The organism is Paenibacillus sp. ACRRY, assembly GCF_022346995.1.
Classification (GTDB): Bacteria; Bacillota; Bacilli; order Paenibacillales; family Paenibacillaceae; genus Paenibacillus.
Map to the genome: position 1 here is coordinate 158,976 of NZ_JAKRNM010000005.1, position 22,126 is coordinate 181,101.

At 47.6% G+C, this 22,126-nt stretch carries 15 protein-coding genes and 1 tRNA gene; 15 read left to right on the forward strand and 1 reads right to left on the reverse strand.

Annotation, left to right across the window (positions count from 1 at the left end):
• Positions 1–122 precede the first annotated feature (122 nt).
• The gene (gene ilvC, locus MH144_RS19140) at positions 123–1,115 is read left to right on the forward strand and encodes a ketol-acid reductoisomerase (protein WP_095288327.1); all 993 of its coding nucleotides are present in this window, start codon (positions 123–125) and stop codon (positions 1,113–1,115) included.
• Between the two features lie 122 nt (positions 1,116–1,237).
• A complete protein-coding gene (locus tag MH144_RS19145; RefSeq protein WP_239302901.1) occupies positions 1,238–2,779 on the forward strand; it encodes a 2-isopropylmalate synthase in 1,542 nt (513 codons plus the stop codon).
• A gap of 163 nt (positions 2,780–2,942) precedes the next feature.
• Here the strand turns inward: MH144_RS19145 and MH144_RS19150 are convergent, their stop codons facing one another.
• Positions 2,943–3,923: an aldo/keto reductase gene (locus MH144_RS19150; protein WP_095359120.1), complete on the reverse strand. Its 981-nt coding sequence runs from the start codon at positions 3,921–3,923 to the stop codon at positions 2,943–2,945.
• Between the two features lie 215 nt (positions 3,924–4,138).
• On the opposite strand from MH144_RS19150, the gene leuB reads away from it, so the two are divergent.
• The 13 genes from leuB (at position 4,139) to pheT (ending at position 22,102) form a co-directional block, all read left to right on the forward strand.
• Complete coding sequence (gene leuB / locus MH144_RS19155) at positions 4,139–5,224, forward strand: 3-isopropylmalate dehydrogenase (RefSeq protein ID WP_239302902.1); 1,086 nt, start codon at positions 4,139–4,141, stop codon at positions 5,222–5,224.
• A gap of 273 nt (positions 5,225–5,497) precedes the next feature.
• Positions 5,498–6,037 carry a peroxiredoxin gene (locus tag MH144_RS19160; protein ID WP_183521295.1) on the forward strand — a complete coding sequence of 180 codons (540 nt, stop codon included), beginning with the start codon at positions 5,498–5,500 and terminating at the stop codon, positions 6,035–6,037.
• Positions 6,038–6,400: 363 nt separating this feature from the next.
• Entirely contained in the window at positions 6,401–6,817 is a 417-nt protein-coding gene (locus tag MH144_RS19165) for a hypothetical protein (protein WP_024628323.1), read from the forward strand.
• Positions 6,818–7,279: 462 nt separating this feature from the next.
• Complete coding sequence (locus tag MH144_RS19170) at positions 7,280–8,383, forward strand: ATP-binding protein (protein ID WP_239302903.1); 1,104 nt, start codon at positions 7,280–7,282, stop codon at positions 8,381–8,383.
• A gap of 124 nt (positions 8,384–8,507) precedes the next feature.
• A complete protein-coding gene (locus MH144_RS19175) occupies positions 8,508–9,476 on the forward strand; it encodes an AAA family ATPase (protein WP_239302904.1) in 969 nt (322 codons plus the stop codon).
• 2 nt (positions 9,477–9,478) lie between these two features.
• A complete protein-coding gene (locus tag MH144_RS19180; protein WP_239302905.1) occupies positions 9,479–10,603 on the forward strand; it encodes a DUF58 domain-containing protein in 1,125 nt (374 codons plus the stop codon).
• Entirely contained in the window at positions 10,600–11,910 is a 1,311-nt protein-coding gene (locus MH144_RS19185; RefSeq protein WP_239302906.1) for a DUF4129 domain-containing protein, read from the forward strand. Before MH144_RS19180 ends, MH144_RS19185 begins: the two co-directional genes overlap by 4 nt.
• 99 nt (positions 11,911–12,009) lie before the next feature.
• A complete protein-coding gene (locus MH144_RS19190; protein ID WP_239302907.1) occupies positions 12,010–12,966 on the forward strand; it encodes an aldolase catalytic domain-containing protein in 957 nt (318 codons plus the stop codon).
• Positions 12,967–13,342: 376 nt separating this feature from the next.
• Positions 13,343–15,469, forward strand: coding sequence for a bifunctional diguanylate cyclase/phosphodiesterase (locus tag MH144_RS19195; RefSeq protein WP_239302908.1), 2,127 nt, complete (start codon positions 13,343–13,345; stop codon positions 15,467–15,469).
• 136 nt (positions 15,470–15,605) lie between these two features.
• A tRNA-Gly gene (locus tag MH144_RS19200) sits at positions 15,606–15,676 on the forward strand.
• Positions 15,677–16,234: 558 nt separating this feature from the next.
• The gene (abc-f, locus tag MH144_RS19205; RefSeq protein ID WP_239302909.1) at positions 16,235–18,130 is read left to right on the forward strand and encodes a ribosomal protection-like ABC-F family protein; all 1,896 of its coding nucleotides are present in this window, start codon (positions 16,235–16,237) and stop codon (positions 18,128–18,130) included.
• A 417-nt stretch (positions 18,131–18,547) separates the two neighbouring features.
• Positions 18,548–19,582, forward strand: coding sequence for a phenylalanine--tRNA ligase subunit alpha (pheS, locus tag MH144_RS19210; RefSeq protein ID WP_095288315.1), 1,035 nt, complete (start codon positions 18,548–18,550; stop codon positions 19,580–19,582).
• 66 nt (positions 19,583–19,648) lie between these two features.
• Entirely contained in the window at positions 19,649–22,102 is a 2,454-nt protein-coding gene (pheT, locus tag MH144_RS19215) for a phenylalanine--tRNA ligase subunit beta (protein WP_239302910.1), read from the forward strand.
• Positions 22,103–22,126: the final 24 nt, after the last annotated feature.

Here is a 22,126-nt window from a genome sequence, read left to right on the forward strand (position 1 = left end):
AGGGCGGGTGTCTGAACGGATCGGATCAGACCATAGTTGCTGGAACAGCCAGCATACCGGTCCCTTGAGACACCCGCTCATTAATGAAGGGTTCTTTACAATACAAAGGAGGACTTATAAACATGCCAGTAACTACTTATTATGAACAGGATGCAGAGCTTAGCGTATTGAAAGGAAAAACGATCGCCGTAATTGGTTACGGTAGCCAGGGCCATGCCCAAGCACAAAACCTGCGTGATAGCGGTTTGAATGTAGTCATCGGACTTCGTGAAGGTAAATCGTTTGACACTGCAAAAAATGACGGATTTGAAGTATTGTCCCCGGCTGAAGCAACTAGCCGCGCTGATGTTGTTCAAATCTTGCTCCCTGACGAAACGCAAGCTTCTGTATACAAAAACGAAATCGAACCTAACCTGAAAAAAGGCGCAGCATTGCTCTTCTCCCACGGTTTCAACGTTCATTTCGGTCAAATCGTTGCTCCAAAAGACAGCGATGTTCTGCTGGTAGCTCCTAAGTCCCCTGGCCACATGGTACGTCGTACCTACGTGGAAGGATTCGGTGTACCGGGCCTGATCGCGATCGAGCAAGATGCAACAGGTAAAGCAAAAGACATCGGTCTTGCATATGCAAAAGGTATTGGCTGCACACGTGCAGGCGTTATCGAAACATCCTTCCGCGAAGAAACAGAAACAGACCTGTTCGGTGAACAAGCTGTTCTGTGTGGCGGTGTAAGTGCCCTGGTAAAAGCTGGTTTCGAAACGTTGACAGAAGCTGGTTATGCTCCTGAAATGGCGTACTTCGAGTGTCTGCACGAATTGAAACTGATCGTTGACCTGATGTATGAAGGCGGACTTGCAAGTATGCGCGATTCCATCAGTAACACAGCCGAGTACGGTGACTATGTAACTGGACCTCGCGTTGTAACTGAAGATACGAAGAAAGCGATGAAAGAAGTCCTTTCCGATATCCAACAAGGTAAATTCGCACGTGACTTCATCCTGGAAAACCAATCCGGTCGTGCGTTCCTGACAGCAACTCGTCGCAACGAAGCTGAACACCCAATCGAAGTGGTTGGCGGACAATTGCGTGAGATGATGCACTGGATCAAGAAGTAAGAATCTGTATTTATAAATAAGCAATTTTACAGCTTTAACCGGAAATAGCGGCCGTGCTTATGCGTGTGCCGCTATTGCTGGTTTAGAGGCAATCATACATTACAGTCTAGGAGGTGCGAGGCGTGCGTAAAATCTATGTATTCGACACAACGCTGCGTGATGGAGAACAATCCCCGGGAGTCAATTTGAACACTCGTGAAAAGGTGGAAATTGCCCATCAGCTCGAGCGGCTTGGGATTGACCGGATGGAAGCCGGTTTTCCGGCAGCATCTCCAGGCGATCTGGCAGCGGTAAATGCAGTAGCGAAAGCGGTTAAAAATATTACGGTTATCGGCTTGTCCCGCTCCAGAGAGCAGGATATTGATGCGGTTAGAGAAGCGCTGAAAGGTGCACAGGACCCGTGCATTCACGTATTTTTGGCAACTTCACCCATTCACCGCGAGCACAAATTGCGCATGGACAAAGCGCAGGTGCTGGATACAGCTCGTTCTGCCATTCGTTATGCGAAGAAGTCATTTTCCAAAATTGAGTTCTCTCTTGAGGATGCAGGCCGTACCGAGTATGACTTCCTCGTTGAAATGGTGAACATGGCCGTAGAGGAAGGCGCTTCGGTAGTTAACATTCCAGATACAGTAGGGTATCTGAGTCCTTATGAGTACGGTAACATTTTCAAGCATCTCAAAGAGAATGTTCATGGTATTGAAAAAGTGCAGCTGAGTGCACATTGTCACAATGACCTGGGTATGGCAACAGCCAACACTTTGGCTGCCATTTTGAATGGTGCAGATCAGATCGAAGGTACGATTAACGGAATTGGTGAGCGTGCAGGAAATACGGCTATCGAAGAGATTGCCATGGCACTGGAGACACGCCAGGAATTCTTCCAGGCGAAAACTTCTCTGCAGCTTTCGGAAATCGCACGTACCAGCCGGCTCGTGAGCCGTTTGACAGGAATGGTCGTTCCAGGAAACAAGGCCATTGTTGGTGCGAACGCCTTCGCACATGAATCCGGTATTCATCAGGATGGCATGCTGAAAGAAAAAACAACGTACGAAATCATGACGCCAGAGACGATTGGTCTGAAGGAAAGCAAGCTCGTCCTGGGTAAACACTCTGGACGCCACGCGTTCCGCGAGCGCTTGATTGAGCTGGGTTATGAACTGGATGATGAAGCACTGAACCGTGCCTTTGCCCAATTTAAAGATCTGGCTGATAAGAAAAAAGAAGTCACTGATGAGGATTTGCTCGCCGTGATCGAAGAGAAATTGCAGGATGCACCTGAGGTGTACAAACTGGAATCCATCTTCGTGACGTATGGGGATGAATCGACTCCGACTGCCAAAGTCCGTATTGCTACGCTTGACGGTAACACCGTTGAACAGCAAGCGGAAGGTAATGGTTCCGTTGATGCCATTTACAATGCGATCGACAAGGTGAGCGGGGAGGAAGTTACGCTTTCCGATTACTCGATCAAGTCCGTTACACATGGTAAAGATGCACTCGGTGAAGTGCATGTTGTATTGACTCAGAACCAGGTTTCCGTTCAGGGACGCGGTGTAAGCACCGATATTTTGGGTGCAAGTGCACGTGCTTATGTGGATGGCCTTAACCAACTGATTGAAAAAAGAAAAACATACACCAACCGTGTTAACGTGAATCTGTAAACGGACGCAGCAAGCATTAAATGGACTTGAACTGCACTACAATTTGTTGTGCAACCCAAAAAAGTCTGACCCTAGATAATGAACTAAGGTCAGACTTTTTGCTATATCCTGAATGATATGTTGATCAATAAGGACGGATCAAGAGTATTGCAAATAGAGCAGATTACCACGCATACGCGTTAGGGGCATGTCCACCCGGACCCGGGAATATCTCATCAAGACGTTTAAGTACCGCTTCATCCAATGTGACTTCAAGACATTTGAGCGCAGTTTCGAACTGCTCCAGCGTACGGGGGCCGATGATTGGTGCGGTCACTGCCGGATTGGCTGCAACCCAAGCCAAAGCAATCGTATCCTGTGGTTCGCCAAGATCGCGGCACAGTGCTGCAAATTCTTCGAGCTGGGTTTTATGATGTTCAATGCGTTCAGCGATGCCGCCGCTGCGCGTGCCCTCCAGCTTCTGGAGAGCGTTACGACCCAGCAAGCCACCATCAAGTGGGCTCCATGGAATCACGCCGAGGCCCAGCTCTTTGGCTGCAGGCAGTACTTCAAGTTCAGGCAAACGACAGTTAAGACTATATTTGTGCTGCTCGGATACCAAACCGAGGAAGTGACGGTTTTTGGCCTCGCTTTGAGCAATGGCAATCTGCCATGCAGCGAAGTTACTTGATCCGACATAACCAATTTTGCCTTGATGGACAGCATTTTCGAATGCCCCCCATAGCTCGTCCCATGAAACCGCCGGGTCCACGTGGTGCATTTGATATAGCTCTACATGGTCTGTCTGCAAGCGGCGAAGGGAACCTTCCAGATGACGTCTGATTTTATAGGCGGAGAGCCCAGCATCGTTGTTGGGACCATCCGTTTCATCATGCATGGAACCATACACCTTGGTCGCGAGCACCACTTTTTCACGTCTGCCGCCACCCTGGCTGAACCAGCGACCGATAATTTCCTCGGTAAGGCCAGAATTTTCACCCCAACCATAAATGTTAGCGGTATCAAAAAAGTTAACGCCGGCATCGAGGGCTGCATCCATGATTCGGAATGCTTCTTTTTCGTCTGTAGCAGGCCCAAAATTCATGGTGCCGAGACAAATCCGGCTTACTTTAAGACCTGATTTTCCCAAGTACGTGTATTGCATGGTTTGCAATCCCTCCTGAGTTACCTGAATTTGACTTCACATATTATTTTACTCCAGTCTGACGAGCAGAACAACAGACCTCCAACCTCTTATAGGTAAAATCTATTAAAGTCATAGAATGTATATCTTGGTCAAATGACCACTGAATATGATACAAAAGAGAGAGTGAAGTATGACACGTTCGATTGAGAATGAATGAAGGAGTTGGACAACCCATGACAGACGTAAAAAAAATTGCAGTCATCGCAGGTGACGGAATCGGTCCAGAAGTTGTAGCCGAAGCAGAGAGAGTACTTAAACGCACGGAGGAAGTATTCGGATATCGTTTCGAAACCGAGCACGCACTGTTTGGCGGAATTGCCATCGATGAGAAAGGCACACCACTTCCAGAGGAAACACTCACCGTATGCAAAAGTGCAGATGCAGTGTTGCTCGGAGCCGTTGGCGGTCCGAAATGGGACAACAACAGCAAGGAACTCCGTCCAGAAACGGGCTTGCTGGGAATTCGCAAAGCACTCGGATTGTTCTCCAACTTGCGCCCGGCCGTTGTGTTTGACTGCCTGAAGGATGCATCCACATTGAAACCAGAAGTACTGGAAGGCACGGACCTGATGGTGGTTCGGGAGCTGACTGGAGGCATTTACTTTGGTGAAAAATTCAGACGTGAAGGCTCACAGGGGCAAGAAGCTGTGGACACTTGTGTATATAATGTAACCGAAGTGGAGCGGATTGTTCGTCAAGCATTCGAAATCGCTCAAGGACGCCGCAAAAAACTCGCTTCCGTGGATAAAGCAAATGTACTGGAGACATCCAGACTCTGGCGTGAAGTGGTTAACCGGGTAGCTCCGGAATATCCGGATGTTGAAGTGGAGCACGTTCTCGTTGACAACTGTGCGATGCAGCTGCTGCGTCGTCCAGCCAGCTTTGACGTAATCGTAACGGAAAATATGTTCGGAGATATCCTGAGTGATGAAGCAGCAATGCTGACAGGTTCAATCGGCATGCTTGCTTCTGCATCACTGGGCGAAGGCAGCTTTGGTCTGTATGAGCCGGTACACGGTTCGGCACCGGATATCGCCGGTCAAGGATTGGCGAATCCAATTGCCACGATTTTGTCAGTAGCACTCATGTTCCGTACAACCTTTGGTTATGCAGAAGGTGCGGATGCCATTGAGGCAGCTGTGTCCGAGGTGTTGAATGCCGGACACCGTACAAGTGATATTGCAGTAGATAAGAGCAAAGCTATCAGCACTACGGAAATGGGCGATCTGATCGTTGCAGCGATCCGTAAACAGGCATAATGAAGACATCATGATCGGGCAGCCCTTAGCTTTCCAATAGGAGAGATCGAGGGCTGTTCCTTTATATTTTGGCACGAAAATTTCTTATTTATAATTATTATAAAAAAATAACGTTTATAATCTTGACTTTGAGAAGTCCGGATGATAACATTTTACTTGTACTTGTTATCAAGTATCAAACCATTTTAATAAGCAGAAAAGCGTCCGCGTTTTTCTTGATGATGAGCAATCCATATGGATGCTTACATAATCCCAAAGGAGGAATTTTTAGTTATGGCAGAACGTTTGGTTGGTAGACCAGCACCAGATTTCGCAATGGAAACAGTATCGGGAGACGGACAAGACTTCGGTTCCGTTAAACTGTCCGATTATCGTGGCAAATGGCTCGTATTCTTCTTTTATCCTTTGGACTTCACATTTGTGTGCCCAACTGAAATCACAGCTTTGAGCGATGCTTCCGAGCAATTCAAAGCTTTGGATACAGAAATTCTTGGCGTGAGCGTTGACTCCGTACACAGCCACAAAGCTTGGATCAACACACCTAAAGACAGCAATGGCTTGGGTCAATTGAACTTCCCACTGGCTTCCGACATCACGAAGCAAGTGGCTAAAGATTATGGCGTTCTGATCGAAGAAGAAGGCGTTGCATTGCGCGGTCTGTTCATCATCGATCCAGAAGGCGAATTGAAATACCAAGTGGTTAACCACAACGATGTAGGCCGCAGTGTTGAAGAAACACTTCGCGTACTGCAAGCTCTGCAATCCGGCGGATTGTGTGCAATGAACTGGAAACCAGGCGACAACAACCTGTAAGCCTGATTAACTTGAACGTTTGTTGTTCAAGCCCTCATCCCATTCGGGATTGAGGGCTTTTTGCACCCTTTTACCCAAATAATAATTTGGAGGTTGTATTAGGGTGTTTAGACAGGGCAAGAAACGTGTTAATGATGTATTATAGGAATGAGAGGATTTAACATCTCCTGAAAGAGGAATTGAAGGCCTTCGAGGCGAATAGGGTATGGAAACCCCGTAAATATTTTCGGGCCATCACCATGATAATATGGTAATGAATGAGATACACTGATGGAACGATTTCTTTTTCAGAAAAGCTGCAGGTGCAAGGGAGACCCATTCTACATAAAAGGTCTCGGCACGTAATAAGGAGGGTGAACAAAAATGAGTTACTGTTGTGGGGCAAGTATGGTGGGAACAAAGGGCACGCTGAAGCATTACCGCACCCAGGTTCATAATGTTCCCCTGCTGTTTTGTCCGGTATGCCACCGGGTAGAAGTGCATTACAAAGTGGAAAATGAATATGAAATCCTGGCTGAATATGCGCATGGTGATGGAGCTTCCGAGATTGACTTTCAGGATTATGTGACTGAAGATGAGGATGCAATCTTCGAAAATTGCGTCAACCGCGAGAGCGAGGATGCGATGGTTATTGTTCAGCGACAGATTGACATGTCACTCGACCTCCTAAGACTGGCCAAGGAAATGAAGGATGAGAAGTGGGAGAGCGAACTCAAACGGCGATTAGCCGTAATGAGCCAGCGCAGACTTAAGATTCAGCACAATAAAAGCGGACTATAGATTAACTTGATGATCATGCTATAAATCGTTATGTAATCATTTGAATACAAACGAAGCTGATTCGCGATAGTTGCGAAAAGGCTTCGTTTTTGTGTTTTGAAAATCGGGTATTTCGAGGTTTTTCTTAAAATAATTTCCATTCGACACTTTCTCTGATTGACTCTCTTCTATAAACTTGTCTATGATAAAAACAGACTTGCAAAAGAGGCGGAGCAAATAAAATGTTCGTGTTTGGGAATAGGAGAAGGTTTTGAATGGAACAAACATATATTATTTTCCGGATCAATTGTTGGTTACCGGGAATAGACCAGCTAGGTTCCGGACGTGCCATCCATATTTTCGGCTCAGCCCCCCAATTGAAAGGGCACCGGTAATGAAAAATAAATCGGCCCTTCCTGTTTCTGTGATGATATGATGTCCGAATGGCAAGTTTATCATTTACGTGAAAAGGAGGAACCTGTCATGATTAGTGAATTTCAGGATACAGTGCCTCAACCAACGAACGGATTCCCGCCTGTACATCTGGATCACAACAAATATGAAAATGTCCTGGAGCATTTGGATAGCGGTATTATGTTGTTTGACAGTAATGGTGTACTGACGTTTATTAACGTTCAAATGGCAAAATTGTTGGAGCTTCCCCGAAGTCTGTTGAGCGGCTGCACCCTGATGCAAATGCTGCATCATCCACAGATGAGCCGATTCAAGAAAAAGAAAATTCTACGCATCTACCGGGAGACCATCTTCCACCGTAAGCGCTATCATGAGCTGATTGATGAGTATGGAAGGCACTGGTTGGTCACGGTAACCTACGGAGATCAGATGGATGGAGATTTTTTGTTCAGTGTCAAGGACGTATCGGATTATAAACAAATAGAACAGACTGCTTATCAGAATGACAAGCTTGCCATGTTAGGACGCATTTCAGCATCCATCGCGCATGAAATTCGCAATCCTTTGACAGCGATCCGCGGGTTTATACAGCTGCTGCGCCCGCATCTGCTGCAATTAGGAAAAGATGAATACGCCAGGATCATATTGACGGAAATTGACAGGGCGAACGATATTATTTATGAATTCCTGAATTCCTCCAAACCTTCGGCACCACAGAAGACAATTATGTCGGTAGATTCCTTACTCAAAGAGGTGGTCTTACTAACGGAAAGCGAAGGCTTGATGAAAGGGTGCGAGATTACCCTGGATGAAGCAGACTCGCCGATGAACGTCTCCATTGATGTTAAACAGATTAAGCAGGTTATTCTGAATATGGTGAAAAATGCAATGGATGCCATCGAGGGCGTAGGCGAGGAGCATACAGGACTCATACGGATCTCCACAGAAACCGAGAACAAGTATGTGCAGATCTCTATTACAGATAACGGTCAGGGTATGGATCACAACACGCTTGTACGTCTGTTCGATCCATTTTTCACGACTAAAGAGAGCGGGACAGGCTTGGGACTTTCGGTAAGTTATCGCATCATCAAAAACCATGGGGGCACAATCTCCGTTGACAGTAAAAAGGGTGAAGGAACCCGGTTTATGATTATGCTCCCATTAGTGTAATACGGCAGTATGGGTAGGAATCGGCTTGTTGGCCGGTTCCTTTTGTTTTTTTTTGGAAGCATTATGGGTTATAGTTAGAATGAATGCGGATACATACTCATAGCTTGCGAAAGGAAGGTGCATGATGAATATTCAGGAAATGGAACAGATGAATAAAAATCTGACGAATCATGTGGGACAGGTTATTGTAGGCAAGGAGCGGACCATAGAACTGATCATGACCGCAATTATCGCTTCAGGACACGTATTGCTTGAGGACGTACCAGGTACAGGCAAAACAATGCTAGCCAAATCGGTAGCTTCATCTTTGGATTGTACGTTTCAACGCATACAATTCACCCCTGACTTGCTGCCGTCTGATCTGACGGGGATTCATTTCTACAATCAAAAGTCTGGTGACTTCGAATTCAGAGCCGGGCCGTTGTTCGCGAACCTTGTGCTGGCTGATGAGATCAATCGTGCTACACCGCGAACCCAATCGAGCTTGCTGGAATGCATGGAAGAGCGACAGATCAGTATTGACGGTTCAACGAGGCAGCTGGAACGACCATTCATCGTGATAGCAACCCAGAACCCGATTGATAATCAGGGGACCTTCCCGCTGCCTGAGGCGCAAATGGATCGATTCATGATGAAAATTCGGATGGGTTATCCAAGCAGTGATGAAAGTGTGGAGATTCTGAGAAGGACTGTAGCCGGTCGTTCGGTTAGCGATCTTACATCCATATTAAGTCGTGAGCAGCTGCTTGAGGCGCAGCGTACATACCAGTCCGTCCAGGTCGAAGAAGACCTGCTTAAATACATTATTCGTCTTACAGAAGAGACCCGCAGACATCCTGAGCTTTCGCTTGGTGTTAGTCCGAGGGGAGCGCAAGCCTTACTGAAGGCGTGTCAGGCATGGGCAGCATTACATGGCAGGGATTATGTTTTACCAGATGACATCAAGGTTCTGGCTGAACCTGTACTGGCTCACCGACTCGTATTCCGTAACAGGGTGCGACAACAGGAAGGCGCTGCGGAGCGGATCATTCATGAGATTCTGAGCCAGGCAGAGGTGCCAACGGAGAGCATTGGCACCGGCAGTGGACGGTAATTATGGCACTATTATGGCTTGTCATTGTAGGGGGCATTATTATTGGCATACAAGGTATATGGTTTGGACGCCCGGCATTACGAAAGCTGAAGTATACACGTGAATTCAGCAAACTGCGCTGTTACGCAGGCGATGAACTTGAGATGGTGGAGACGATAGCGAATGAGAAGCGGGTCACCGTACCCTGGCTGAGACTTGAAGCGATGATGCCCGGATCTTTTGTATTTCGGAGCGGTTCGGGCATGGATATTAGTCAAGGCGATATTTACCAGAATCACAAAAGTATATTTACTCTAAAACCGTTTACGAGAATTATACGCAAGCATCCGTTTATGTGCAGTAAACGTGGTATATACACGTTGAATACCGTGACCATGACAGGCGGAGATTTGTTCGGCGTCTGGCGCAATACCCAACCAATTCCTGTTCATCTGTCCATGATCGTATATCCTGCCCTGGTAGCGGCCGAAGATCTGCCTGCCATTTATCAAGTGTGGCAGGGGGAGGTTGAGGTATCACGCTGGATTGTGGAGGATCCATTTCTTATTCTTGGCGTACGTCCTTACGGAGCAGGAGATCCCATGAACCGAATTCATTGGAAAGCAAGCGCACGTACCGGTGAGCTGCAGGTGTACAAGCAAGGCTGGACAGCTGATCCACAGTCCTGGATTATTGTAAACATTCAGGAGTCGGAGGATATGTGGAGTGTAGTAACCCGACCTGAGCCGATTGAGCGAGCGCTGAGCTATGCTGCAACTGCTGCAGCCGATGCGATTGGTAGAGGACTGCCCGCCGGATTCGCTCATAACGGCTATCGGGTAAATGGCGGGCGTGATCCCCTTCGAATTGAACCCGATTATGGCAGCCCACATCTGGAGCTGCTTTTGGAAGCAATGGCTGAAACTGAACTGAAATGTATGGTTCCCATGGAACAATTCCTGAATGATGAAGTGAAGCGCAATGAGGAAGCTCAGCAGGTACGAAGCTATCTTTTGATTACATCTTACGTTTCTTCTGCCATGGAGCATGAGATTGCTCGACTGCATGAACAGGGACACCGGGTAACCATTTTGCCTGTGGAGCCAGATTACAGCGGTGCAAAGAACAACAAGGCGGTGAGTGCATGAGTGATCCGACTTGGGAAAGTAAATCAAGCCTAGGGATATCTCTGCTCGCGACGCTGTTAATAGGCGTTTATGTGTTTCCTTTGTTGACGCTTACTTCATTCTATGCAAACGGTCATTTTCCTTATATTCTGCTGGTAATCTACGCTCTGGCAAGCGGCATCGGCGTGCTGCTGGGCCACAGGTTTCAAGGATTAGGAACCCACATGTGGCTTCGGCTAGTTGGAGCTCTGCTCCTAGGTGTATTTGTATCCTTTATCGGGGCTTGGATAACTGGACTTACGGGACCGGAATTAATCACAGCCCTTCTGTGGGGGACAATATCGGCTTTTGTAGGTTTGGCGCCAGAACCATCGCTTCGCTCCACCTTGATGTGGAGATGGCAGGTCTTCGGTGTTGTCGGCTCTATTATAGGAGGCATTTTATCACGTTGGTTCGAGCCCTTATACCCGTTGCAGACATATGGAGGAACCTTATATGCAACAGGCTTCATCAGTTTTGTTGCTTGTCTACTTATTGTCTACAGTTCACAGATGGATAGAGCGGTGTTAAATGATGGGAAGAGAAAGATTGTGCTCCGGGAATTCAACAGAGCGAATCATCAGCGGTTGATATGGATGTTGTTAATCATTGCAGGTATCGGAGCATTTCCCAGTCTAGCTGCCTGGCTCGCTCCACTGCGTGATCGCCTACTCGCATGGATCAGGGGATTAATAGGCCCGTCTTCCGATGCGCAGTTGCCCATTACGCCGATCTCTGGTATTGACCCGTCAATGCTTCCAGGCAGAGTGACAGAGCGGTCAGAACCATCTGTTTTCTGGGATATGCTGGGATGGTTCGTTCTAGGTGCTTCTGCTGCGCTGATTCTATGGCTTATCTTCCGATTGGGACGAAAGACAATACACCGGCTTATGGACCGATTGAGGGGGATTATGGAACCCAGGGAACGGAGGGCCGAGCCGCGGACTGAATACATCGATATTAGTGAAACCTTGGAAACACCCGTGAGAGCACGCAAACCCTGGTTCCGTAAAAAAGAAACACCCCCGTCACAGGAGGCGGAGCGCGTTCGTTACTACTACAGAAAATGGATAGATCAAGCCAGACAGCGAGGGGTGGAAATTGAAGCTGCACAGACTCCGCTGGAAGCAGCAGAGAAAATCCTGCATCATAAGCAATCCTCTGACAAGCAAGAGACGCAGAGATTTTCCGACATTTTAACAAGTGCCTATAACGCGGTTCGTTATGGAAAAAAAGCTCCGAATCCTTCCGAGATGTCCGAGATTGATCGGAACTGGAAGTCCCGATAGAACCATTAGACCCAATAACGTGTTTATCCCTTTACTTTTCTTGTCACGTTCAAGTATCATGAGAGGAATACACAAGTTGGTCAGAAAAGGAGCAGACAAATGAAGACAAATCATTGCAAAATTGTAGATTGTACCATTCGTGATGGCGGATTGGTAAATAATTGGGACTTTAGCGTGGACTTCGTTCAACAGCTATATGCTGGTTTGAATGAGGCAGGCGTTGATTATATGGAAATCGGTTATAAAAACTCGCCGAAACTGCTGAAAGGTGCCGAAGAAGCTGGACCATGGCGTTTCCTGAATGATGACTTCCTGCGCAAAGTGATCCCGCAAAAAGGAAACACCAAATTGTCTGCTCTGGTTGACGTCGGACGTGTGGACGAGAATGACATTTTGCCACGCAGCGAGAGCATGCTGGATCTGATCCGTGTAGCCTGCTATAGCAAAGATGTGGACAAAGCTTTGGCACTTGTTCAAACGTTCCATGATCGTGGATATGAAACAACACTGAACATCATGGCTCTGTCCAATGTTATGGAGAACGAATTGCTTGAAGCCTTCGAATTGATCAAAGAGAGCTCCGTAGACGTTGTGTACATCGTTGACTCTTATGGCAGCCTTGACCATAACGACGTGAAGTACCTCGTTGAAAAGTTCAAAACCCATTTGCCAAACAAACGTCTCGGTGTTCACACTCACAATAACATGCAGCTTGCATTCTCCAATACGCTTGTGGCTGCTGAGCTTGGCGTTGAACTACTGGATGCTTCCGTATATGGTATGGGCCGTGCAGCAGGTAACTGCCCGACTGAACTTCTTGTGGCGCATTTGAAGGGAACAAAGTACAACTTGCGTCCGGTACTTGGCGTATTGGAACAGTTGATGGTTCCTCTTCGCGAAAAAGAAGAATGGGGCTACATCCTGCCATATATGATCACAGGAGCACTCGACGAGCATCCGCGTTCGGCAATGGCCCTGCGTTCGTCAACTGAGAAGGATAACGTAGTGGATTTCTATGATAAATTGACAACGCCTGAAGTGAATTTTGATAAATAATTTCGGGCAAACATCCATACAGCAACGGTCACTTATCAGGTTCTCTGCAATGTACTTTGTGTGGGAAAATAGTCTGAAATACTGTTGTAAACTAAAAGGACATGAACTCCAACTGGAGATTCATGTTTTTTTAGTTCTTAGTACCTTGTTTTTCTACGTGGATGTGAATACATATTCCTATTTTCAACTATTTTTTAGTTCACGTCCGCAGAATTAAATGTTATTATGTACCAGATAGCATGTATTGCATGTGAATTGAACGTTGGTAAATTTTTATTGTCGAATGGTGTAATAATGAAAGTTTTCAAACCTTAACGTCACAGGCGAGGGCTAAAGGTTATTCAGGATAGGTGATCCCGGGAAGGAAAAACAAGGCATGAAGGTAAATTCGCAAGATCAGAGAAAAGTAAGTTGGGTCGCACTAGGCGGCTTATTGTGTTTCCTCGTAAGTCAATGGTATCGTTCCTCGGCAAGCTCTGATCTAATCATATCCGGATACCCTGTGCTGACGCTACTTGGCGGATTCGCTGCAGCTGCAGCCTGTATCGGTATTTACAACCAAAGCTGGTTGTTCCAGACCCAAAAGCTAACCCTGCGCAGGATCATGATCACAACGCTCTTTTTGTTGATTGGCCTGTTTGAATTGATTCACATCGTTTCATATGCGGAAGAAATGCCGAGTGGCGCGATGATGGAATCTGAATTTTCGCTCAAAATGATGACGCTGGGCTCTGTGGTCTGTACAGTGGGATTATTGCTTATTTATGTAGTGAGAGAAAAAGAAATTGCGTTACCGCGTAAATTTTTACTATTTAGCGGAACGCTGGGTACGTTTGTCATATTGTACACAGCGGGTGTTCAGGAATGGAGCTGGCTACCCAAATTAACTCAGCAAGAAGTACTCAGCGAAACGTTTACGAGAATTCACTTCGTGATCGGTCTTCTGTACGGGATCACTGCATTTATGTTGTTTTTAAAATGGAAAAAGGGCAAAGATGGGGACTTGCCTTCTATTCTGTGTGGAGCCCTGTGCTTCTTCTACGGAGAGTGCTATTTGATTTCTGCAACGCAGGTCAGCGACTTGAATCTATTATTTGCATTGTGGATGAATTGCCTGGGATATTTCTTTGTACAAAAAGGACTTTATACAACGGTAGTGGATACCCCGTTTCTGAAGCAGCAGGCTGCTGAAGCCAAAATGAACTATATTGCTCATCATGACGATGTAACGGGACTGCCGAATCGCCGCCGCCTTTCCCAGAGACTCAAAAGATTGATGGACGAAGCAGTGAAGCAGGACGAGCTTGTCGGCGTACTCGTTTTGAATATCAACCGGTTCAAAACAATTAACGACTCCCTCGGTCAGCAGGCCGCTAACCGTGTTCTTCGTCAAGTAGGGCAGCGTCTGAAGCAATCGTCTCTGCCGGGCGAAGAAGTGTATGGTCTTGGTCGGGATGAGTTCGTGGTCACGATGACGGATTTCTGGACCACAGAGAACGCTTTGCGCCGAACAAGATCGATTTTGCAGCTGTTTGAAAAACCGGTTATGGTCGATGGTAACGACTATCATATTACGCTTGGGATTGGCATGGCCATATATCCTCATGACGGGGGGTCCCCGGAGGAAATCATTCAAAATGCGGATACTGCCCTACATAACGCGAAGGAACAGGGGATTGAATTGAATCGGTATGCTCACGCGATGCAGATGAAGGCACAGGAACGACTGCAGCTGGAGAACGATTTGCGCAAAGCGCTGGATCGGGGTCAATTCTACCTTGTATATCAACCACAGATCAATATTGCGAGTGGTTTAATCGTTGGTATGGAGGCACTGGTACGCTGGCAGCATCCGCAGCGAGGTTCGATCTCCCCTGCAGAATTTATCCCACTGGCGGAAGAGAGCGGGTTAATTGTACCGCTGGGCGAGTGGGTTCTTCGGGAGGCATGCGTGCAAAACAAGCTATGGCAGGAAGCTGGTTACCGCAAACTGTGTGTGTCTGTCAATCTCTCGATGAGACAATTCAGACATTCCCATCTACTGGATAACATCAACGGCATACTGAGGGAAACTGGCTTGGAGCCTGATTGGCTGGAACTGGAGATTACCGAAAGTATGACATTTGACAAAGATCGTGCGTTTGAACAACTTCGCAAAATAAAAGAGATTGGTGTGCAAATTAGTATTGATGATTTTGGAACAGGATACAGTTCGCTGCATTATCTTAAGGATCTACCGATTGACCGGCTCAAAATTGACCGTTCATTCGTGAACGAAGTCATGGAGGATCGCAATAATGCAGCGATCGTCTCCACCATTACGTCCATGGCTCATCATTTGCAATTGAAGGTGACAGCTGAAGGGGTGGAGAACGAGTCGCAGCTGGTGTTCCTTCGGGATCAGCATTGCCATGAAGCACAGGGATACTTCTTCAGTAAACCGATTGTGGCGGCTGATTTTGAAAAACGGTTTTTACGAGATGTGGATAAACCTACTGGATAGCCATCAGACAGGAGCGGGATTCGCTTCTGTCTTTTTCGTTTGAGACCAGAAAGGAGAAAATGGGAATTAAAAGTTGCAAGGACTGGATGAACGTGTTATATTAGTTTTTGTAAAAAGTATGTTAAGATTCAATCGTGCGGGTGTAGTTCAATGGTAGAACTTTAGCCTTCCAAGCTAATAGCGTGGGTTCGATTCCCATCACCCGCTTAATTTTTTCAACAAAACCCTCTTGTTAATAACAAGAGGGTTTTGTTTTTGTACTCAAAGTAATTAAAGTGCAGTAATTTCTTGCATTCATTCAAAGCTTTGCAATTACCCCAACTTCTGGTACAATAACGGAGAAATTGATACTACACATGAATGAGAGGTAACCACACGTCCCATGAAGTAAGACACATGAATTGAACCCCAGTAACTGCAGAAGATGTATGACGCAGTCAGCCGAAGCGGCTGAGCAATGAGGGGATTCGTGTGTCCAAATTCGGCAATGGGATCAGGTGTGTGTGAGCGAGCCGAGTATTATGGCTTGTGTACCCTTTTTGGGTGTTTATTTGTCATACCTGGGTGTACCTTATGCTTGTTTTTTGACGCTTTATCCAAACCTGAATTGCCAGACCGCCGGCGGATGCCAGCGGTTTTTTTGTTCAGGAAATGATGTCTAAGGTTTCCTGCGGGCCGAGGCAGCACTGCGTGATCGAGATTAACGGCATCATCTCGAAGAAGCTCGGGATGGATTTGATTTTTAACGCAGGGAGATGAAATCATATGATGACAATGGTACGCCTACATGAAGTATCAAAAGAGTGGAACGGAATGGAATTGTTTACCGGATTGAATCTGGAAATTAACGAAGGTGAGCGGCTTGCGATTCTCGGTCGCAATGGATGCGGCAAAACCACATTGTTACGCATCATTTTAGGGGAAGAGGAGGGAGGCGGACATATTGAGCGCCACGTCCCGCAGAAGGAGTGGGGTTTCATGCGTCAACGCTCTCTAATTGACCCCGGAATGAAGGTACTGGATGCGGTACGGAAGGAAAGTGGCCGGATCTATGAAGTGAAATGTGAGTTGGAAGAACTGGAACGGCGCATGGGCATGAGCGGGAGTGAAGATGAGCAGCGGCTGCTTGAAGCCTATACTGTAGCCATGGAGCAATATGAGCAGCTGAACGGCTATATGTGGGAGACCGAGGTGGAGAAGGTGTTGACCCGTCTGGGTTTAAGCTCGGAGCACTGGAACAGATCCTATCATTCCTTGAGTGGCGGACAAAAAACCAAGGCAAGGCTGGCAGGACTGCTGGTCAGCAAACCTAAATTTCTTATTTTGGATGAACCGACAAATCATCTGGATGAAGATAGCATGCGCTGGCTTGAAGAGTGGCTATCCAATTACACGGGCACGCTGCTCTTTGTTTCACATGACCGGACCTTTATTGATCAGGTAGCAACAGGTGTCATTGAGTTTAGTGCGCAAGCGCTGACCAAATATAAAGGCGGGTATTCTGACTACAAAGTTCATAAGGATAGGGAACGGCGTGAACAGGAAACCCTATACCGCAAACAGGAACTGGAGCGCAAAGCCCTTGAAGAGACCATTCGCAATTATCAGGAGTGGTTCCATAAGGCCCACAATTCAGCAACGGACGTGGAGGTAAAGATCACTCAGAGCTTTTACAAAGCCAAAGCCAACAAAAACATTTCGCGTTACCATGCAAAACAGAAACAGTTGGAACGCCTGGAGAATGAGCGGGTAGAAAAACCTCGTGATACAGTCAAGCTAAACATGGAACTACAAGTTGACACGTTAGCGGCACGCCAGCTGCTTGAAATGAGAGAGGTAAGCTTTGCATATTCGGAGGGACAGCCGTTATTTAACAATCTGGGAGTTGCCGTCGGGCGAGGGGACCGGCTTGCCGTACGTGGACCGAATGGTACGGGTAAAACGACCCTGCTGAAGCTGATGATTGGTGAACTTGAACCAGAGCAGGGTGTAGTGAGAAGGCATCCACAGCTGAAGATCGGTTACTTTTCTCAAGAGCTTGAGGGACTTCCCGAGAATCAGACTCTGCTGGACAGCTTGCTCAGTCTCCCATCCATGACTCAGAGTGCAGCACGAACCATTTTGGGATGTTTTCTTTTTACCAGAGAGGATGTGTTCAAGCGCATCGGAAACCTGAGTATGGGAGAGAAATGCAGGGTTGCGTTTTTGAGATTATACTTTGGCGGTGCCAACCTGCTAGTTCTGGATGAGCCAACAAACTATCTGGATATTGATACCCAGGAAGTGATGGAGAATGTATTAAAACAGGCTTCGGGTGCTCTGGTGCTTGTCTCTCATGACCGAATGCTGACGAAGATGCTGGCGAATCGCTTGCTTGATCTGGAGCCAGGAGGAAAGGTTACGGTATTTGAAGGAGGAGTTCTGGATTGGGAACAGTCGAGGAAACTCCGAGATTCTTCACTTGGCCAACGGGAATCGGACGATGAACGATTACGCCTGGAAATGCGACTTTCCGAATTGCTATCTCCCATGAGCGATGCGGGGAAAGATACCTTTGCACATCCGGAAGCTGCTGATGAACGTGCTGTGGAAGCCGCAGAGATCAGGGACATTCAAGAGCGGCTAATTCAGCTTAGGCGGAAGGATGCGAGCAAAAATTAGATGATTGACTGGCTTGCTATTTCGATTGAATTTGCATATAATTATGAACGATCATCGATAAATACGTCGATATAGGTTTGATTCATTAACAAACGTGATGATGGAGACAAGTAAGCAGTGCCTCTGGACAGGGAGGAAGCGCCGTAGATTGAGAGCGTTTCTGTAGAACAAGGCTGCCGAAATTCACTCCGAAGCGGTTCCCTGAACTTGACTTGGCAACAATTGCTGGGGCTCAACAGTAGGGGCAAACGGTTAACGGTCGTTATTCCGTACAGAGTGAGACAGACGTGTTACAGGCCGGAAGGGCCAGTCAGCACTGGATGTCTAACAAGGGTGGTACCACGGTCTTTTCGTCCCTTTTGGGGAGAAAAGGCCTTTTTTTGTTGCAATAACACCACATAAAGGGGGCAATTACACATGAAAGAACGTTTAGAAGCATTGAAGATTGAAGCGCTGGAACAATTGTCCGGCGTGAACGATCCGCAGACGCTTGGTGATCTGCGTGTGAAGTATTTGGGGAAAAAGGGTGCATTGACCGAAATTCTGCGTGGCATGGGTGCGCTTAGTGCAGAGGAACGTCCCGTAATCGGGCAAGTGGCCAACGATGTTCGCGGTGCCATTGAGGAAGTCATCGACAGCAAGCAGGAGCAGTTCCAGAAGGAAGAGACGGCAAAGCGTCTTCAGTCCGAGACCATTGATGTCACCCTGCCAGGGCGTCGTGGACGTCAAGGCGGTCTGCATCCACTAACCAAAGTGGTACAGGAAATCGAAGATATTTTCATCGGCATGGGATATCGCGTAGCAGAAGGTCCTGAGGTGGAAATGGATTACTACAACTTTGAAGCACTCAACCTGCCGAAAAATCACCCGGCGCGCGACATGCAGGATTCCTTCTATGTAACAGAAGACCTGCTGATGCGTACCCATACGTCTCCGGTGCAAGTACGTACCATGCAAAGCATGAAAGGGGAAGTACCTGTCAAAGTCATTTGCCCGGGTAAAGTATACCGCCGTGATGATGACGATGCTACGCATTCCTTCCAGTTCAATCAGGTTGAAGGTTTGGTCATCAGCGAAAACATTCGCATGAGCGACTTGAAGGGTACACTGCTGCAATTTGTGCGTGAAATGTTCGGTGCTCACACTGAAATTCGTCTGCGTCCAAGCTTCTTCCCGTTCACCGAGCCGAGTGCTGAAGTGGATGTAACCTGTGTACAATGCGGCGGCAGCGGCTGCCGAGTATGTAAACAAACCGGATGGCTTGAAATTCTGGGCGGTGGAATGGTTCATCCGAAGGTGCTGGAAATGGGTGGATATGATCCTGAGAAGTACAGCGGTTTCGCCTTCGGTATGGGCGTAGAACGTATCGCGATGCTGAAGTACGGTATCGATGATATTCGTCATTTCTATAACAGTGATATGGCATTCCTGAAGCAATTCGGACGGCTGTAACTTTACAATAAGCAGCGCAAAGACAAGATAGCTAAACCAATTTATAGATTAAGGAAGTGAACGTCCATGAGAGTATCGACAGATTGGCTGTCTGATTATATTGCCCTTGAAGGTGTGACGCCACAGGAACTGGCAGAGAAAATTACACGTGCAGGGATCGAAATCGATGTAGTGGAGAACCGCAACCAGGGCGTAAACAAAGTGGTTGTAGGGTATGTGAAGAGCAAGGAGAAGCACCCGGATGCGGACAAATTGAACGTATGCATCATTGACGCCGGTCAGGAAGAGGATCTTCAGATCGTATGTGGTGCGAAAAATGTGGATGCGGGTCAAAAGGTAGCCGTAGCCCTGGTTGGAGCGAAGCTCCCTGGCGGTTTGGATATCAAAAAAGCCAAGCTGCGCGGCGTCGTTTCACTTGGCATGATCTGCTCTGCAAAAGAGCTCGGCATGAACGACAAGCTGCTCCCTAAAGATCAGCAGGAAGGCATTCTTGTTCTGCCGGAGCAAACGGAAATCGGCACACCAATCAGCCAGGTGCTTGGTCTGGACGATCATGTGCTTGAACTGGACCTGACACCAAACCGTTCCGACTGCCTGAGCATGCGTGGTGCAGCTTATGAAGTTGGCGCCATTCTGGGTCGTGAAGTGAAGCTGCCTAATCCGAAAGAACAGCTGGTTGAAGTCGGTGATTCTGCGGCCGATCATATATCGGTGGAAATCACAGCTCAGGAACAATGCAGTCATTATGCAGCCCGTTATGTAACAGGTATCAAACTAGGGCCTTCTCCGCTCTGGATGCAAAACCGTTTGGTTGCAGCTGGTGTTCGTCCAATTAACAACATCGTGGACATCACGAACTATGTGATGCTGGAGTACGGTCAACCGCTGCACGCCTTTGATGCAGATAAACTGGAAAAAGGTCATATTGAAGTACGCATGGCTAAGGAAGGCGAAACGATCGTGACTCTGGATGGTCAGGAGCGTAAGCTGGAACCGCATATGCTTCTGATTACCGATGGTGTGAAACCGGTAGCCATTGCAGGTGTTATGGGTGGCGAGAACTCCGAGGTATCGGAAGGCACAGTCAATCTGCTGCTCGAGTCCGCCAAGTTCGACGGCGGAACGGTTCGGAAAACGTCGCGCCAATTGGGGCTGCGTTCCGAAGCAAGCATGCGTTTTGAGAAGGAAGTTGATCCGGGGGCTGTTATCACGGCGCTGGACCGTGCAGCTGAATTGATTCAGCGCTATGCTGAAGGTCAGGTACACCAGGGGATCGTGGAAGCTGGAGCCGAAGTGGCGGAAAAGGTTGTTATCCAGCTGTCACTGGACAGACTGAACCGTTATCTGGGAACCGACCTTTCACTGCTTGAAGTGAAAACCATTTTTGCTCGTTTGCACTTTGCATGCGGCGATGCTGAACAAGGATTGCTTGATGTGGAAGTACCAACGCGCAGAGGCGATATTACCCGCGACGTAGATCTCTTTGAAGAAATTGCCCGTTTGTATGGATACGACAACATTCCTACCACATTGATTGAAGGACCGACAACACCAGGTGCCTACACGCGCTCCCAGGCGATGCGCCGTACCATCCGTGGCCTGCTTGCAGGAAGTGGCTGGCAGGAAATGATTAGCTACTCCTTTGTACATCCGGATAAAGCGTCCTTGTTCCCGGCATTGACTGAAGGAAGCAAGGCTGTGAAGCTGGCCATGCCTATGAGTGAGGATCGCAGCGTGCTTCGCACAAGCATTCTGCCGCAAATGCTGGATGCAGCAGTGTACAACATGAACCGGAAACAGGATTCACTTGCTGTATTCGAAGTGGGCAGCGTGTTCTTCACTGAAGAAGAAAAGCTGACGAAGCAGCCGCATGAAATTCCGGTCCTAAGCTTACTGCTTACAGGTAACCGTGCCGCTCAGCAGTGGAATGTAGGGGTAGAAAAAGTAGACTTCTTCGATCTGAAAGGTGCGCTTGAAAACCTGTTCTCCTATGTTGGATTAGAACAACGCATTCGTCTTGTTGCAAACAGTCCGGAAGGGTTCCATCCGGGACGTTCTGCCTCCGTGTTTTTGGAAGGGAAGGACGGCGGTGAAGGTAAATTGATCGGTACCATGGGTCAATTGCATCCTGAACTTCAACAACAATATGATCTGAACGATGTGTATATCGCAGAGATTGCTCTTGAGGCAATCTATAGTGAAGCAGACGTGGATATCCGTTATCGTGAGCTTCCGCGTTTCCCGGCTGTTGAACGCGATATTGCCGTAGTCGTAAGCAAAGACATTGAAGCAGGAGCTATGCTCAGCTCGATTCGTGAGGCTGCAGGTGAGCTGCTGCAAACGGTACAGGTATTCGATGTGTTTACAGGCAGCAAACTGGGTGAAGACAAGAAGAGTGTGGCCATGGCGCTAGTGTATCGTAACCGCGAGCGTACGCTGACGGACGAAGAAGTTACCGAGGTTCATGCTCGTGTGGTTGCCCGTCTGGAGGAGCAATTCGGAGCAGAATTGCGCAAATAGAACAGAAGCCAATTTTTTGAACAA